At 47.4% G+C, this 17,385-nt stretch carries 14 protein-coding genes; 9 read left to right on the forward strand and 5 right to left on the reverse strand.

Annotated features, from left to right (window positions below; all coding sequences use genetic code 11):
- Positions 1–25 precede the first annotated feature (25 nt).
- From ACHZCY_RS19580 to hflX, 8 genes are all read left to right on the forward strand, one after another.
- Positions 26–667 carry a hypothetical protein gene (locus tag ACHZCY_RS19580; protein ID WP_205224832.1) on the forward strand — a complete coding sequence of 214 codons (642 nt, stop codon included), beginning with the start codon at positions 26–28 and terminating at the stop codon, positions 665–667.
- Between the two features lie 20 nt (positions 668–687).
- The gene (locus ACHZCY_RS19585; RefSeq protein WP_319550233.1) at positions 688–1,455 is read left to right on the forward strand and encodes a tRNA lysidine(34) synthetase; all 768 of its coding nucleotides are present in this window, start codon (positions 688–690) and stop codon (positions 1,453–1,455) included.
- Complete coding sequence (locus ACHZCY_RS19590; RefSeq protein ID WP_319550078.1) at positions 1,455–2,336, forward strand: damage-control phosphatase ARMT1 family protein; 882 nt, start codon at positions 1,455–1,457, stop codon at positions 2,334–2,336. The genes ACHZCY_RS19585 and ACHZCY_RS19590 overlap by 1 nt, the downstream gene beginning before the upstream one ends.
- Positions 2,337–2,347: 11 nt before the next feature.
- Positions 2,348–3,079, forward strand: a complete 732-nt coding sequence (locus ACHZCY_RS19595) for a metallophosphoesterase family protein (protein WP_319550079.1) — start codon at positions 2,348–2,350, stop codon at positions 3,077–3,079.
- Between the two features lie 4 nt (positions 3,080–3,083).
- Complete coding sequence (locus ACHZCY_RS19600; RefSeq protein WP_319550080.1) at positions 3,084–4,424, forward strand: protein kinase domain-containing protein; 1,341 nt, start codon at positions 3,084–3,086, stop codon at positions 4,422–4,424.
- A gap of 15 nt (positions 4,425–4,439) precedes the next feature.
- Positions 4,440–4,928 (forward strand): hypothetical protein, encoded by a 489-nt coding sequence (locus ACHZCY_RS19605; protein ID WP_205224827.1) that lies wholly within the window; start codon positions 4,440–4,442, stop codon positions 4,926–4,928.
- Positions 4,929–5,062: 134 nt separating this feature from the next.
- The gene (asnS, locus tag ACHZCY_RS19610; RefSeq protein ID WP_319550081.1) at positions 5,063–6,457 is read left to right on the forward strand and encodes an asparagine--tRNA ligase; all 1,395 of its coding nucleotides are present in this window, start codon (positions 5,063–5,065) and stop codon (positions 6,455–6,457) included.
- Between the two features lie 204 nt (positions 6,458–6,661).
- Complete coding sequence (gene hflX / locus ACHZCY_RS19615) at positions 6,662–8,269, forward strand: GTPase HflX (RefSeq protein ID WP_319550082.1); 1,608 nt, start codon at positions 6,662–6,664, stop codon at positions 8,267–8,269.
- 160 nt (positions 8,270–8,429) lie between these two features.
- Here hflX and ACHZCY_RS19620 read toward each other — a convergent pair whose 3' ends face one another.
- The 3 genes from ACHZCY_RS19620 to pyrE are packed head-to-tail and all read right to left on the reverse strand — an operon-like array spanning position 8,430 to position 9,635.
- A complete protein-coding gene (locus ACHZCY_RS19620) occupies positions 8,430–8,897 on the reverse strand; it encodes a PilZ domain-containing protein (RefSeq protein ID WP_319550083.1) in 468 nt (155 codons plus the stop codon).
- A 4-nt stretch (positions 8,898–8,901) separates the two neighbouring features.
- Positions 8,902–9,072, reverse strand: a complete 171-nt coding sequence (locus ACHZCY_RS19625; protein WP_205224726.1) for a dual CXXC motif small (seleno)protein — start codon at positions 9,070–9,072, stop codon at positions 8,902–8,904.
- Positions 9,073–9,074: 2 nt separating this feature from the next.
- Entirely contained in the window at positions 9,075–9,635 is a 561-nt protein-coding gene (gene pyrE, locus ACHZCY_RS19630; protein ID WP_319550084.1) for an orotate phosphoribosyltransferase, read from the reverse strand.
- A gap of 189 nt (positions 9,636–9,824) precedes the next feature.
- Between pyrE and glmS the strand changes: the two genes are divergently transcribed.
- A complete protein-coding gene (glmS, locus tag ACHZCY_RS19635; RefSeq protein WP_319550085.1) occupies positions 9,825–11,663 on the forward strand; it encodes a glutamine--fructose-6-phosphate transaminase (isomerizing) in 1,839 nt (612 codons plus the stop codon).
- A 392-nt stretch (positions 11,664–12,055) separates the two neighbouring features.
- Here the strand turns inward: glmS and ACHZCY_RS19640 are convergent, their stop codons facing one another.
- Both ACHZCY_RS19640 and ACHZCY_RS19645 read right to left on the reverse strand, forming a co-directional pair.
- The gene (locus ACHZCY_RS19640) at positions 12,056–15,544 is read right to left on the reverse strand and encodes a translocation/assembly module TamB domain-containing protein (RefSeq protein ID WP_319550086.1); all 3,489 of its coding nucleotides are present in this window, start codon (positions 15,542–15,544) and stop codon (positions 12,056–12,058) included.
- Entirely contained in the window at positions 15,544–17,358 is a 1,815-nt protein-coding gene (locus tag ACHZCY_RS19645; RefSeq protein ID WP_319550087.1) for an autotransporter assembly complex protein TamA, read from the reverse strand. The genes ACHZCY_RS19640 and ACHZCY_RS19645 overlap by 1 nt, the downstream gene beginning before the upstream one ends.
- Positions 17,359–17,385: the final 27 nt, after the last annotated feature.

The following is a 17,385-nucleotide window of genomic DNA, read 5'->3' on the forward strand; positions in this document are numbered from 1 at the left end:
TGTATCTATCACCAGGGAGGATAAAGTGATTCAATCCGTAAAGCTGTTGGCTATTGCATGTGTGACCACTGTGTTTGTTTTTTCCGGCTGTGCCAAAAAGCCGGAACAGAAACCGGTTCCCAGGGATCCTGCACTGGCTATCTCCTGTGTTGGCGTTATGCCTGTACAGGCTGCTGTTGATGTTTCCAGTGCCATGTCCTTTGCCCAGGCTAAGCAACTCAAAGAGGGGGCAACCATCATGGATGCTCTTCTGAAAAAAAAGTTTGCCGGTCGCCGTGAATTCCGTTTTGTAAACCCGGCACAGGTTTATGGGCTTGACGTTGATGGAGAGGGGAGTAGACTTGGTTCTCTGCAGAAGATTGCAGAACAGATGAGCTGTAATGCTATGCTTGAAATAAGCATAAGTCGTTTCTCCGACCGGGTTGGTGGAGAATATACAGCCAAAGACCCTGCTTCTGTTGCCTTCCAGTATCGACTCTATGAAGTCGGAGAAGGGAAAATTCTTTGCCAGGGAAGTTTTGATGAGGTTCAACAATCCTTGATGGAAAATCTCTACAACTGGAAAAGTGCAAGGAGTAGAGGTTTTACCTGGATTACGTCTGAGCAGTTGTTGCAAGAGGGAATTGATGAAAAGTTTTCCCAGTGCGGATATCTGCTGGAGCCTTGATAAGTGATTTTTTGCCGAAAATGAAAGGAACGCTGCCCCGTGGGATGAACCGCAAAGTTGGTCGTGCAATGCATGATTATGAGATGCTTGCCGACGGTGACCGTATTCTTGTTGCTGTATCAGGTGGTATCGATTCTTTAATCCTTTCCTGGTTGCTCTTGTCTTGGGAAAAAAAAGCACCCATCAGTTACCGGTTACAAGCTATTCATGTTGATATGGAAGGTGAGGGGAACATTCCTGGTCGTGTTGCGAGGGCGGTCAGTCGGGTGATGGAGAGCCTGGGACTTCCTCTGGTTGTGCTTCCTGCTGCCTGGAAACCTGACATTGAGCATCAAGAGCACGCTCAATTATCAAAAAAAGACGTTTGTTTTCAATGTGCACGTTCCAGAAGGACACAGCTGTTTGCCTATGCCCGGGAACACAATTTCGGCAAATTGGCACTTGGTCATCACCGGGATGATATTATAGACACCTTTTTTTTAAATCTTACCTGTGCCGGCAATATTAGTACCATGCGTCCCAAACAAGAGCTTTTTTCCGGACATCTGTCAGTCATTCGACCGCTGGCATACTGTGACAAAGCTGAAGTGTCTCTGTTAGGGGAGAAAATCGGGCTTGTCGCGATTGAAACGGAGTGTCCGATGGCGGGGCATACAAGGAGGCAGGAGGTACACGAACTTGTCCAGTTTATTTATAAACAAATTCCCGATTCCAAAGAACATATATTTGCAGCCCTTGGTAATGTGCGCCGGGACTACCTTCTTCTTCCTTCTATCAAGAGACCGTGATGCGTACCGGAACTGATTGTTTAGCCTGCTTTATGCAACAGGCTTTAAATGTGACCAAACTCTGTACAGAGGATGCTCAAATGCAGCGGCAACTGCTGGTAGAGGTGGGAGCAATGCTGGGCACCTTTCCTGAAAACAGTACGCCGCCTGAAAATGCTGCGCATTATTATCGGCTCATAGCCGAGTCTACCAAGGTTGCTGATCCCTTTGCCGAGATAAAAAAACAAAGCAATGATTTTGCCCTTTCTTTGGAAAATCGTATTAACGACACTATTCAACAGGCACCTGATCCTTTATTAACAGCTTTGCGTTTTGCAATTGGAGCCAATGTGCTTGATAATGGGGCTCAAAGGCAACTTGATATTCAAGATACACTGGCACAGTGCCAGCAGCAACAATTTGCAATCGATCATTATTCGTGGTTGCGGGAAAAACTGGCCACGAGTCGAAAGGTTCTGTTGCTCGCCGATAATTGCGGGGAAATTGTTTTTGATAAACTCCTGGTTCAGCAGCTTCTAGCGATGGGTCTTGATGTCGTGGTTGCGGTACGGGGAATGCCGATCATTAATGATGCCACATTAGAGGATGCCCTGTATTGCGGCCTGGATAAGATCTGCAGGGTTGTTGCCAACGGGAGTGATTTGCCCGGCACCTCTTTGGAACAATGCACTGTTGAGTTCCGCGATCTTTTTGCAGGCGCAGACTGTATCCTGAGTAAAGGGATGGGGAATTTCGAGTGCTTATCTGAAAGTAATGCACCGATAGTGTTTCTTTTTACTGTAAAATGCTCAACAGTCCTCCACCATCTGCAAGGACTGTATTCGAGTGCTCTCTTGCAGGTCGGCTCGCCGGTTATCGTCGCTCCTTCGGCTGTTGTATAAAATTTTATACTATGCGTATTGCTGTCATAGCTGATGTTCATGGGAATTACAGAGCACTGGATGCTGTTTTTGCCGATATTGACAAGATTGGGGTAGATGAAATTATTTCCCTGGGCGACAATATCGGGTATGGGCCGGAGCCGGAAGAGGTGGTGCAGTGCCTTTTGCAGCGTCATGTTTCCTCGGTCATGGGAAATCATGAACTCGGGCTTATTTCCGTCGGTTATTTTAATCGTTTCAATCCTGTGGCAAAAGAATCTCTAGAGATAACAAAAAGCCTCTTGTCCGAGCAATCTCTTTGCTGGTTAGGCAACCTGCCTGCCGTGTCCCTTCGCCATGGAGCCCGTTTTGTTCATGGTTGTCCGCCGCAATCAATGACAGCTTATCTTTTTTCTCCAACTGCTAATCGGTTAAAGCGTATTTTTTCCACCTATCCTGAAGTCTACTGCTTTGCGGGCCATACACATACTCTTTCCTGGTTTACATTGAGAGGCAACTTGGTTACATGTCGTACGCTCAAGACGGGTGTGATTTCTTTGTCCAGTGATTCCCGCCATCTCGTGTTACCCGGAAGCGTCGGCCAGCCGCGTGACCAGCTTAATGCAAAGGCAAAATACTGCGTGTGGGATGTTGGCGCGTCAAATATAGAGATTCGAGCGGTTGATTACGATGTCGACACAACGATTCATCTTTTAAAAAAGCGCCATTTTCCTGTATCTAATGCCATAAGGTTGAAACGATAAAGATATGAAACAGATTGGCCGTTATCAAGTTATCCGCCGTCTTGGAAAAGGCGGGATGGGAGCTGTTTACAAAGGATTGGTTCCGGAAATTGAGAAGGTGGTGGCAATTAAGCTACTGGATCCTTCGGAAGTTATGGAGGTCGTTCTCGGTCCTGAGAAGCTTCGTGAAATTTTTCTGGCCGAAGCGAAAACCATGGCGTCTTTCCATCAACCGTTTTTGGTGACGGCCCATGATTATGCAGAAGATGATCAAGGACGGCCATTTTTTGTTATGGAGTATATTTGCAAAAACCTGGGGGACATGATAGGCGAGAAATTTCAGGTCGAAGAAGATTCCCGCATTATTGAGGCGAACAAGGTGCTCTATTACGGGCGGCAACTACTCGAGGCGCTAGCCTTTCTCCATCATAATAAAATTATTCATCGTGATATCAAACCGCAAAATATCCTGGTAACCGATGAGGACACCATCAAGCTGTGTGATTTTGGCATGGCTCTGGTTGAAGGCGTTGCCTTTTGCGGCCCGGATACCATGCAGGTCGGCTCGCCTTACTATACACCGCCGGAACAACGAAAAAAGCCACTCGGTGTGGATGGCAGGGCGGATTTGTATTCGGCAGCTGTGCTGCTATATCGTATGCTTACGGGTAAACTGCCAGGTATGCAGAGTTTTTCCCTTTCCCAGGTTAATAAACGATATAATCATGACTGGGATGATTTTTTTTCCAAGGCTTTAAGTTGGGACCCAGCATCTCGTTTTCAAACTGCAGCAGATATGTTGGCAGCCATGGAACAGCTTCGGGTGAGTTCTTCAGGTGAGGAAAACCAAGGTTCTTCCTGTCTTGTAAAAGAGGCAGAACAACGAGGAAAGCTTCGGCATACGCCAGTGAACGTATGCAGCTCGCGTGCGGAAGAAGCGTTTTCCGTGAACAGTCAACATCGTCCAGTTGCCCCGGTTGCATCCTGCCTCAGGGTGGAGAAGGACAGGATCGTAGATGAGGGAACAGGTCTTGTCTGGATGAGGAACGGGACCTTGTATCCACTTTCTCAGGTGCAAGCTGCCGCGTACGTCAAGCAGCTCTCTCCTCCTGATTACGGCAAAGAGCTAAAATGGCGGTTACCAACGGTTAATGAATTGCTGAGCCTGCTTGATGGACAAAATCATCTTGATCCTTTTCCTTTTAGCCCTGCTAATGCAAGGTGGCTCTGGAGTTGTGATCGGCATGGCAACCATGAGGGGTGGTATGTTAATCTGGATATGGGATATACCGGTGTTCAGGATATCAATTGTTTGAATTTCGTAATACCTGTTTGTACCGATCCACAATTTACAAGAACAGTGTGATTTTTGATACCCGATATGAATGCTGAACAACAACAATACAAAATTTCTCATCTTTTTTTAGTGGAAGCTGAAAGTGCTCAAGAGGGTGCTGAACGGGTTGCACATTATCTAACGGGAAATCAATTGATTACTTATTCCGATCTTGTTATCCGGCCGGATGAAATTATCGGCAGCAAAGAAGGCCGCTTTTGGCCAATGCTGGAAAAGGGTATTGCTAAAAACATGGATTTTGCCTTGTCTTTGGTTGAGAGTCTCAAGGATGAGGGGATAGAGACAATTGAAGACTTGGTGCATATGGAGGAAGGGTATCTAACGAAACTACTCCACACGCTCACGCACCTGCTTGACGGATTCATAGGAGTAGATAGTGTGTTTTATAACTTAGTCGAGGATTCTCACCGTATTAGCCGCACTTTGAAAAAGTCTGTTGATGCACAGCATGAAAAATACTGGCTCATTCCGGTTCGAACCGGCATGCTTGAGGCTTCGGTGTTGCATTTGTAATAGCAATGCTTATCAGCGAAAAATAGCGCCTGTCTAGACATGAGGCACCTGTAAGCAGTTACAGGTTGCAAGTATAATAAATTAAAGAGTTATCAACCTCGTGATTATTTGCGATAAATTTAAAAGAATTGAAAATGAAAACAAAATTTTCCGAAATGCGTACAATAAAGGAGCTGCTGAATAACCCGGTTGTTGGCAGTCATGTTGCCGTCCAGGGCTGGGTCAGAACAAGGCGTGACTCGGGTAGCCTTTCCTTTGTTGAAATAAGTGATGGTTCCTGTCTGGCTAATCTGCAGGTCGTTGCAGAGGAAAGTCTTGCCAACTATGACGAAGATGTAAAAAGTTTGACCACTGGTTGTGCTGTCAAAGTTGTCGGAGAACTCGTCGCATCGCCTGCCAAAGGACAAGCGGTTGAGTTGAAGGCAGATCAGCTCCAGGTAATCGGCTTGGCCGACGCAGATTCCTATCCTTTGCAGAAAAAACGACATAGCCTTGAATTTTTGCGGACTATTTCCCATCTGCGTAGTCGCACCAATGCCCTGGGAGCTGTCACCAGGGTACGAAGTACGTTAAATTTCGGGATTCATCAGTTTTTTCAAGAAAATGGATTTTTTCAAGTGCAGACACCGGTTATTACTACCTCTGACTGCGAAGGCGCTGGTGAAATGTTCACTGTGACCGCTCTTGAGCCAGATCAACTGAAGAAAGATGGGGCGTTTGCTGATGATTTTTTTCATAAACGTGCTGGACTCACCGTAAGTGGTCAGTTGCAGGCAGAGATTTTTGCTCTTTCCCATAGCCGTGTGTATACGTTTGGTCCAACCTTTCGTGCAGAAAATTCCAACACCAGCAGACATCTTGCTGAGTTTTGGATGCTGGAACCGGAAATGGCCTTTTGCGATCTACAGTGCAATATGCAGCTGGCAGAAGCCATGATCAAGGATTTGATTGGCAGAGTGCTGGAGGAATGTGCTCCAGATCTGGACTTGTTTAATAAATTTATTTCCAAGGGACTGCTCAACAGGCTGGAAACCATTAAAAACAAGCCTTTTGTGCACCTATCTTATACTGATGCCGTCAAGGAACTTGAAAAGGCGGACAAGCAGTTCGAGTTTCCGGTTAAGTGGGGGATAGATCTGCAGGCCGAACATGAACGTTATCTCTGTGAAGAGGTGGCTGGCGTACCGGTGATTGTGACCAACTATCCCAAAAAAATTAAACCTTTTTATATGCGCCTTGATGACGGAGAAGAGACCGTTGCTGCGATGGATATTCTGGTGCCTGGTATCGGTGAACTGGTAGGAGGCAGTCAACGTGAAGAGCGATACGATTTCTTAAAGGCCAGGATGGAAGAGGCAGGACTTGATCTGGAGGAGTATGGTTGGTATCTCGATCTGCGAAGATATGGAACTGTTCCCCATTCAGGCTTTGGGCTAGGCTTTGAGCGACTGGTGCAGTTGATCACCGGGATGCAAAATATTAGGGACGTGATACCTTTTCCACGTACTCCGGGTAATGCTCCCTGCTGATTGAACCGACATTTATATGTGTTCAGCAGCATCCACGGAATCTGCGCTTACCTCGGCAGAAGATCAGTCAGGCAGGAAAACATAACTCGGCAACTACCGTTGGAATCTAAGGCGAGACCGTGTTGTATTTGCTCAATAGTTACGTTATTTTTTGAAAAGTAGAGGAGAAAGACCATAGGCGCCGTAGTTGGTAATACAAGCGGTTTGAAGAGTAAGCAGTTACGTGCTCTTGAGCGGCTTGCCCAAAAAAAAATCACACCTGATGAGATCATCGGCAGAGAGACTGCCCGAAGCCTTGCCGCTTTGTCCGCGGAAATGAATCGCCAGGTCGGGTTGCTTATCCATCGTTCCGGCGCAATAGCCAAAGTGGTGGTGGGTGATCATGACCGGATCGTTATTCCTGCTTTACCGGAAGTCGGAACAGGTGGTGGACGCTTGCGTGGATTGCGTTGCGTCCATACCTCTTTTCGTAAAGGGGGCGTCAATGAGGAAGACATCATGGATATGGCCTGCCTCAGGCTCGACATGATGGCGGTACTCACTTTGGATGATGATTCGCTACCCGCTCTGCTGTATGGGGCGCATCTGCTGCCCCGGCAAGTTGATGGGAGGGATTGGCAGGAGCTGGAGCCGGTACATCCGGCCAATCAACGCATTTCCTGTATCGAGTTAATTGAATCGCTGGAAAGTGAGTTCGTTCGTGCCCGACCGATCAAAGAGGTGGACAAAGGACGGGACCGGGCTTTGCTGGTGAGTGTCACCACCGGATCGCTGACATACGCTGAAGATTCAATGGCGGAATTGGTCGAGCTTGCTAGATCTGCGGGTGTGGAAGTGCTGGGCCAGGTCATTCAGCGAAGAAAACAGATGCATCCCAGGTTCATCCTTGGTCGGGGCAAGCTGATGGAGATCATGTTGACCAGTCTCCGTCTGGGCGTCAACCTGCTGCTCTTTGACCAGGAACTCAGTCCCTCGCAAATCCGTTCAGTTACCGACCATACAGATCTGCGGGTCATTGATCGTACCCAGCTTATTCTCGATATCTTCGCCAGCCGTGCACGATCACGTGAAGGAAAGCTACAAATTGAAATGGCCCAGCTGAAGTATATGCTGCCTAAGTTAACAACTCGTGATGATGCCTTGTCACGGCTGACCGGCGGGATAGGGGCTAGGGGGCCGGGGGAAACCCGTCTGGAAATCGACAAGCGTCGCATCAATGATCGCATTGCCAGGCTGGGGAAAGAGCTCAAGTCCGTGGGCAAGCAGCGATATCATCGTAGAAATAGACGGCGCAAACGGGATGTGCCGGTTATCTCGTTAGTTGGTTACACCAATGCAGGCAAATCAACCCTGCTCAACACCCTCACCAAGAGCGAAATACAGGCAGAGGACCTGTTGTTTGCGACCTTGGACCCGACGAGCAGGCGGCTTCGTTTTCCTCAGGATCTGGAGGTGATCATCACCGATACGGTCGGCTTCATTCGCAACCTTCCTGCCGATCTGCTCAAAGCGTTTGAGTCCACCTTGGAGGAGTTGTTTGAAGCTGACCTTCTCTTGCACGTAGTCGATGTCTCCAACCCGCAATGGCAGCAACAGGTCGCGGTGGTCGAAGCATTACTGCATGAACTTAAACTGGATGATATCCCCTGCCTGATGGTTTTTAACAAAATTGACAGGGTTGATAGTGAGCAGGTGCAGAAAAAGATCGATCAGGCTGGTGGGGTCGGTATCAGTGCTATTAATGCGGCCACACTGCCCCCATTATTGGAGACAGTGGAGAACTTGTTGCAGAAATCTTTACAGGTGAGTTGAAGCGTGAAGGTCATTATCCAGCAGTACTCCAAATGTTCACAAACCGGCCGATTAGCAGATTAGCTCCGACTTCGAGACATCGGTATGCCGGCAGGCAGATAGTGGAGAGTTGGAGTGCTGCTAAAAGTTACGAGTGATGAAGAATGCTCTCTTTCCTCGGTTATGACTGGAGGAAAAAACCAAGAGCTTTGCCGGTTTCTTCTGATGCCGAAAACCGGCAGCCGATTTGATTTTTATTCACTGAGACAATAACAGTTTTTTTTCTTATGGTTGTCTGGTTTTTGTCATTGAGTTGAAATTCAATGCCAAGCACCTGCCCCTTTTTGAGCTGATGGATCCCTGATACTGTAAATCCAATTCCTCCGGTGGAAATGTTGCGTATGTGAATAACGCCGCCACCTTGCCCATCGCGGAGGATAGTGTAAGTGCCGGGGAGACTGATTGGTTTTCGGTAACTATGGCGAAAATCAATCTGTATATCAAAAACAACATTGCAGCGGCAACGAACTTTGACGGTATGCCTTTTTCCCTTCAGCTGCAGGGTATTGATATTTTTTCTAGCACCGCAGGCAGGACAGACAATCGTTGCCGTGTTGTTGGCACGGACATATGCTGTGTTGGTTGGCATATTCTCAGTCGTAGATAATAGCTGTGTAACGTTCCAGTTCCGCCTCGGTAGCAGCGTCCAGGTCTGCTGCAACTTCATGAATTTGATATTCACGTTGGCAGCCATTGCACTTAAGCCTGACTTGACGACATCGGCGCAGCACCGTTAATGTAGCTTCACACTCTTTGCATTCCACGATTATTTTCTCTTTCCTATGAGTTGTTCCCGGGTAAAAACCGATTTTAATGGATAGCCGTGGTCAGCGAGTGTTTCTGCTCCTCCTTCCTGGCGATCTACAATGGTGACAACCAACCCGACCTTAAACCCTTCGTTTTCCACCCGTTCAATGACTTTGATCAGGGTGCCGCCGGTTGTAACCACATCTTCAACCAAAGCAACAACTGCTCCGGGTTGGAGATTGTTTTTGCCTTCAATATAATTACCTGTACCGTGCCCTTTGGCTTCTTTACGCACGATGAATGCAGGAATTGGATTGTTATCCAGGTGGCTGACCAGTGAGACTGCCGTGACCAACGGATCAGCTCCCAGAGTCATGCCGCCGACACCGGTAATGGGTTGTTCGTTATTTTGGATTAATTCATAGAGCAAGCGTCCACAAAGGTAACCACCTTCGGCATCCAGGGTGGTTTGCTTACCATCTACGTAAAAATCAGATGTTTTGCCGGAAGTCAGAGTAAAGGTCCCTTCCCGGTAAGACTTGCTTAAAAGCAGCTCTTTTAGTCGCTGTCGTTCGTCCATTCAGCATGTTCCTTTATAAGTGTTTGTTTAAAGATACAGTTTTTTCCTGTATTCGCAAAATGATTTCTTGCTCGCATACAATCAATAAATAACTCTGTTGTTAAATTGAGCAGTGTGATACCATATTTTTTATTTTCATACTCTGATAACCAGCCTTTTTTATAGAAAATAAGTAAGAGGAAAACGCAAATGTGCGGAATAGTAGGCTATGTAGGTACGCGTAGGGTTGTTCCCATTCTCCTGGAAGGATTACGCAGGCTTGAATACCGAGGTTATGATTCAGCAGGGCTTGTCTATTATTTTGAAGGCAAGCTGGAAAGATATAGAGCAAAAGGCAAGTTGGCAAATCTGGAGACTGTGGTTGATGATTATATTGGTACGGCAAGTAGTACCGGTATCGGCCATACCCGGTGGGCAACCCATGGGGCCCCTACAGAACTCAATGCTCATCCTCACACCGACTGCAGCGGTGAGTTGGTGGTTGTGCATAATGGTATTATTGAAAATTATCATTCTTTGCGAACTGAGCTGACTGCTAAAGGGCATACTTTTGCCTCAGAGACAGACACGGAAGTGCTGGCCCACCTCATAGAGGATTGCCTGGATGGCGATCTGGTGGCTGCGGTCCGTGAAGCTCTTGCTCGGGTTGACGGGTCCTATGCCATAGGTGTTCTCTGGGCTAAAGAACCTGAGATGCTTGTAGCTGCCAGAAATCACAGCCCCCTGGTCATGGGCGTTGGCGAGAATGCTTGCTATATCGCTTCTGATATCCCGGCTCTGCTGCCCTATACCCGCGATGTCATCTTTCTCGATGACATGGAAATGGCGGTTCTCAAAAAAGGCGAATACGAGATCCTGCAGGTAGAGGATGGAACGGCACTTGAAAAACCAATAAGCACCATTGATTGGAATGCGGGCATGGCTGAAAAGGCTGGGTTTAAGCATTTCATGCTCAAGGAAATTTTTGAGCAACCACAGGCTATTTTAAACACGGTCAGCGGCAGGATTTTTCCGGAGACCGGAATAGTTGAACTGCCTGAAGTTGGGCTGGATGACCAAGCGATCAAAAAAATCGAGCGGATTGCACTTGTAGCCTGCGGCACCTCCTGGCATGCCGCCCTGGTAGCTAAATACTGGATTGAAAAATGGGTTGGTATCCCGGTTGAGGTCGATATTGCTTCTGAGTTTCGCTATCGCCACCTGCTGGTGGATGACCGGGTGCTCACCATATCCATCTCCCAATCCGGGGAAACAGCAGATACCTTGGCCGGTATTCGGCGTGCCGGTGCGAAGGGATCAAGGATTCTGACGATTTGTAATGTTGTCGGGTCGACTATGACCCGTGAAGCAGACGGCATTATTTATACCCATGCCGGGCCTGAAATAGGGGTAGCTTCTACCAAGGCTTTCACATCCCAGCTGGCCGCACTGTTTTTGTTGACGCTTTATCTGGGGCAGGTTCGGGAAACCATGGATGCTGCAATACGAAAGGAGTATGGTAGCGCATTGATAAGCATGTGCGGCCTGATAGAGGAAGAATTGCCTCGCTTGCAGGGGGAAATAAGGACGCTTATCGAAAAGTATTATGATGCACGCGATTTTCTTTTTGTAGGCAGGGGGGTGAATTTCCCCATAGCTCTTGAAGGAGCGCTCAAACTCAAAGAAATTTCTTATATCCACGCGGAGGGTTATGCAGCAGGTGAATTAAAGCATGGCCCCATTGCTCTGATAGACAAGGATATGCCGGTGCTTGCTCTGGTGCCGAAAGATGATGTTTACCAAAAGACGGTTTCCAACGTGGAGGAAATCAAGGCTCGTCAAGGCAGGCTGGTGCTCATCGGCACCGCTGGTGATGAACACCTTTCTTCTCTGACCGAGGACGTGCTGTATCTTCCCGAAGTCCTACCTGACCTGAACCCACTGCTATACACCATACCGGCGCAACTGCTTTCGTATGAAATCGCCAACCGTCGTGGCTGTGACGTGGATCAGCCAAGAAACCTGGCTAAAAGTGTTACTGTCGAATAGGTGAGGGGGCGACGAAAACCGGCGGAGACTAATACAGTTTCATCAAGCAATAACGTGTCATATTCAACAGAGGTCGGGTTTCTTGCCGGATCGATCTCTGTTCAATATGATCTTGCCTGAAGAGCAAACATATCAGCCTGGATTTCTCATCAGTTCAGGCAGTGCCAGTTTCAAAGTTTTTGGTAATGAATCATAGTAGGCTATATTCATTACCAAAATACTGAAGAAAATGGTGCTGGATGGACTGACCTTTGGTGAACAGTGTGAAAAACTTTGAACTTCATCTTAGTTTTTATAACATATAAAGATTGTTTGTAATTTGACAGGTTGACACAATGTTCATGAGAAATTCGGGTTAGGGTATCTTTATGTTTTATTATAACTGCTGAAAATTATTTTTTAATTTCATAGATGATGTCACCTCCGTTTTGGGTTGTACTTGTCTCCGTTTGAAAAAAGAAACCTTTGCCCAATGTGTAACTAGTATTAAAACTAGCAGAGTCTTTGAGGAGACTGTGGCCATAGCTTACATAAAAGCGAGGAGTGAGCCAGGAACCGATGATGAGAGAAACATCATCAAAGAAGTCTCCTGTGTCAAGGCGGATATCATCTATGCTCAACAGCTCTTTTGAGCTTTGTAAAATTTCACCCACTTGAGGAAACCCAGCTTTTTTTGCCAAATCGCCAAGGACCCCGGTTTGGCCCTGTACCTCTCCTGAAGAGGACGAGCTAGCCAGGAGGCGGCTGAGTATTTCGTATTGTTCCATAGCAGCTGAAGAATAGAAACGAATTTCCGGGTGTTGCAAAAAACCACCGATTTCCATTCCTACAGAGGTTCCATTGTCTCGTTTTTCTGTGCGCACTTCAATCCCTGGGTTGTCAAGCGGGCCACCGGAAAAAAGCAACCTGCCGACATCAATGTCAAGGCGCTTGCCATAGAGAATAAAGGTACCGTTATTGATCAGCAGGGAGCCGGTTGCTAAAGGAAGCTCACCTGAGATGTCGGTTACATGGAGTTGTCCTTTTAACACTCCTTTCAGGCCATAGGCGTCGATATCCACTGCATCGCCGGCAATGAGTGTTATTGAGGTCCTGAGCGGGAATGCCGGGTCAGATGTAGCTGCATTTTGTTCAGCATCAACAATCACCACATCACTTGACGGCGTTATCGATCCCTCTTGACCCGTGTAGGCAATATGAGCTTCAGGAAAGGTTATGGTGCCCTTGATATGGACAAGTCCATTGCGTCTCGTTACCACTAGATCCGGCGAGATAAACACTTGCATCTCATCATTATTCGCCACCTCAAAGTGAGTACCATTGATCAAAAAATGGAGGTCTTGGGATACTCCTTTATCTAGGTAGACACTTCCATTGGCAGAAAGATCACCTGTACCAGACTGAGCGTTGGCTGAAAGGATGAGTTGATTAGTATTAATCTCCGCTTTAAGAGAAAGCGGATCAAGGGTGACGCCGAGAGCAAGCAGGTCTGCTGTACCCTGTGTGAGTTGTATAGTTCCTGTGAGCAGCGGCTGTTTGAGATTACCTGCAATGTTGAGAGTTCCCTGCAGTCTACCGGTCATCTTGGTATATTCCTCCCAAAAGACGTTCATTGTGCTGACATCTTTTACCTGCAAAGCCATTTGGCCGGTTATGGGCAGCAGGGCAAGGTCAACGGGGGCTGGAAATTTTCCCGGTTCAGGTACGGTTACCGCAACAGTGCCGTCAAGATAACTCCCATCGCCAAGACGGATTTTGGTTTCCGCTTTGAGTTCAGCGTCAATATAGGTTGCATTGAGTTTGCCCTGAATGTGCTGCAGCGAGTCGATTGCAGAGGCAACCGGCGACACCATTGCCGCATCAACCGTTGCAATATGCAGTTCCCCTTTGTCAATAGTACTGTTGTGACCGGCAAGGCGCAAAGAGCCCTGGATAAATCCTTGGACAACGTTTTTCTGGGCAAAAATATTTTGCAGTGTTTTTGTTGAGAGGCTTTGCATATTGCCGTTAACAGTCCATTGCGCGTTGAAGGTATAGGCACCGGCTACGCAAATTTCTTCGGGAAAAGCACTTGTGAGACATATTTCTTCAAGAGTTATTTCTTTGGTTGATGCGCTAAACAATGACGGTTGCTTCATCTCCCATGAACCTATTCTTTTTGTATCGATTGTTACACGGTCAACCTTTCCATGCCATTTCCGATCTTTTTGTTTGCCCTGTAAAGAGATGCTTGATACCTGTTCCCCTTGCTTAAGCTTGGCCCGTAATTCTACATTTTCAGGGTTGCCGGTTACGGTTAGCTGTATGTCATCTGCGTGCTGATCAAATGCATCAACATCCAATGCACTGAGGCGTAGAATCAGCTTCTCGTCGGTGCTCAGCTTCCCTTGGACACTGGCTTCCAGTCGATTAATGGCATGGGTTTTATACGCAATTTCATTTCCTGAAAGGTGCAAGGCTATATCTGGATTATCTCTGCTGCCTTGAACCGTTCCTATGGCGGTAACGGAGCCGGCAACCTCGGGCCAGAGCTGAGCCGCATCTGGGGATTGCAGAGAAACCGTAAGATCGGCGTCACTTCCCCACTCACCATGGGCTGTCAGTTGGGACTCACCGCTTGTTATCTTGAGTGATTCGATATGGAGCATATTACCTTGTAGTGTGGCTCTGCCTTGTCCGTTGACCTGGTACCCACGGAGTTGGCCGTGACCCTCAGTCACTTCAAAATCGGCATATATTCCTTTGGAGGTAAGGTGTCCCTGTAGAGAGCCGTTTCCGTTTAACGTTCCCTGCCAGCCTGCAAACCAGATCGAAGGATCGAGCTCTTTAGCCTGTGCTGCAACAGACCAAGACAGTTTTTTGTTCCAATCCAGGTGTCCGTTGGCATGAATGCGGCTTGTTCCTTTTTTCATGGCCAACTCTGTTATACGAAGCCCGTCTGCATGAAGCTCAATGGTGGCTTGTGTTGCTATGTCGCCCAGATTCGGATAGTCGGCAAGGTTGCCGGTGGTTTGAAGCATCAGTGCAGCCTTATCAAACGTTCCGCTGCCCTTGAGTTGTAGGTCACCCAAGACAATGTTCGGCCATTGACTGCTAACCGCAGAAAGATCCACAGCCTTACTCGTTGCTTCAATATTCCACTGGGGATGCGGTTCATCCATGATGAGCCGGGTGGAAAAGGAAGCCTGCACAGGCTTGCCTATATTTGATGTGACAAGGCAATCAAGTAGATGCCCTTCAATGGTGCTGTTGCCCGATATTGGCGAATATTGGGCCGGCGTGAGGTGATACGCACTGGAAATGTGCAATGGATAGTCGCCTGTTGTGCGCAGTTCCCCCTGGAGTTCAACAGAAAACCGTTCGTGGAGCAAGTGAAGAGATTTTACCTGGAGATGACTCTTAACCATGGACAGATGTGTGAGAGAGAGTTTTGATACATGCAGTCCCTTGCTGCTTGAAAACTGATTGATATCCACCGATTCAGCCATTGCTTGTTCAAGGTGCAGAGAGAAGGGGAGGGTAATTTGAGGGAGTTCTATTTTGTTGGAAGTGGGTGGTTGTTGGAGCTCTTTGAATGCGACATTCCTGAGTTTCAAGGATGTCACAACCAGCTCCTTTTGTACAACAGCCGATAGCCTTAATGCGATGGAAGCCTCTGCTATCAAGAATTCATGCCTGTCATCATTATACCGGACCTCATGTAATACCACTCCATTGATGAGGGAACCTTTGATGGTGGCAACTGATAGTTCCCCGGGTACACTCCATTTCGCCAGGGTGATAAGCAGGGCAAGTCCAGGAGTGGTTAGGGTGACAAAAGCACTGAGGCTGAAAAAAAAGAACAGGAGTACTATAGCAACAACGGGCAAGATTTTTTTCATCAGAAATCTGCTCCAATATTAAAATGGATTCGCCAACAGTTGCCTTCGTCCAAAGCCTTGGCAAAATCCAATCGGACCTGGCCAAAAGCAGCATTCCAGCGAATCCCGACACCAGCGCCATTTTGCATGGTCAGCTCGTCCCAGGAATTGGTGGCTGTACCACTATCAAAAAATACCGATGTACTCCAGTTATCAAATATCTCTTTTTCCAGCTCTAGACTATAGGTGAACAGGTAACGACCACCAATCACATTACCGGCGGCATCTTTAGGGCCAATGCGCTTGTATCCATAACCGCGTACACTTTGATCTCCACCAGCGTAAAACCGCAATGATGGGGGGAGCTCCAAAAACTCATCTGCCGCTGTGGCACCGATGTTTGATTTACCAATAAATCGCCAAGAGGGTAAAAACGCATAAATAGCTTTGACCAGTATCAAACCCTGAATAAAGGTAGTATCTGATAGCAGGTTATTGTTTCCACCGGTTAAAGCGCCGGTGACGCTAAGGCCTTGGCTGGCCTTAATGCGGTCATCTGTCCATCGCCATGTTATGCCGACCCCTGGTGCGAGTATGGTCGCATGACCGCTATCCAGGCCGGCGGTATAATCCTCATCTAAAAATTTGAGATAGAGACTGTATTCACCGTTTTTTTTCAGTTCATCGTAGCTCACCGATGATGTCCAGCTTTTCGATTCTGTGTTATCGAAATTTTCATTTTCCCATTTTCCAAGCAGTGACAGTTTTTCTTTTTTCGGATCACTGATGGGGATAGTGTATACTCCGCCGAAACGGCTTTTTCGCTCAGAAGGCTGCAATTGCAGGTCAAACTGGTGGCCAAAGCGGTTCACCCTCTGATTGTACCAGTCGAACCGACCACGAAAGCCGGTGTCGGTCCCGACACCAATTCCCACTCCATAACGGTTGACGACTCCAGGAGTAAGCTGAATCGTAACCGGCACTCGACCAGCATTCGCTGTCTTGAGATTGTATTGTATGTCAGCAGTGGCGAAATAGCCCGTACCCAAGAGGAGTTGCCGTATTCGAGTAATTGCCCTTGGCGATAACGGATCCCCCTCTTTTTGAGCAGTTATTTTCCTGAGTAGACTGTGGTTGATGAAATCACATTGGTACGTAATCGGACCAAAAAAATAGCGATCCCCAAGCTCTAAGGTAAGGCCGATGACAGCTGTGTTATTCCTGGCGCTTACCTCAACAATATTTCGTGATAATCGTGCGTTTTGATACCCTTTATTGAGTGCGGTGGTAATGAGCTGTTGTTTACCTTGAGTATATTTACGGTGATCGAGGGTGGCCCCTGATTGCAAGGGAAAGGAAATTCTCAACTTCGCCACCCATGGTGAATCACAGCCTTGTCCGATACATTCAATACGGGTTTGGGCAACGATTGTCGGTGGTCCTTTCTCAATTGATATTGTTATAACATCCTGTGCATTTCGGCGGGTTTCGTTCAACGAAATTGTGGGTGCATAGTACCCAAAAGGCTCTAATGCTTTTTTGATCTCTCCTTGCGCTTTGTCCTTATATTTTGCAAGCAGGTGGGGATTCAGATTGGTATTGGTTTGATATTTTTTCAGTGATAACAGGGCAAGGATATTATCCTTCAGCTCCTCCTCAACGCCACTGATAATGATCTGGTATGAAGGGGATGATTGGCAATATGCATAAGGCGCGAGGACAAATATGGTGGCCACCAGCAAACACGCAAACAAGCACCAAAAACTGCCGGAGCTTAACCTTTGTTCTCTATTGGAGTCTTCCACGTATTGCTGGTCATTATAAAGGATGGTCACATGTCCCTCTGTGTCAACTCTAGAAAA

It is taken from the genome of Desulfogranum marinum (genome assembly GCF_963675105.2).
GTDB classification, from domain to species: domain Bacteria; phylum Desulfobacterota; class Desulfobulbia; order Desulfobulbales; family Desulfobulbaceae; genus Desulfogranum; species Desulfogranum marinum.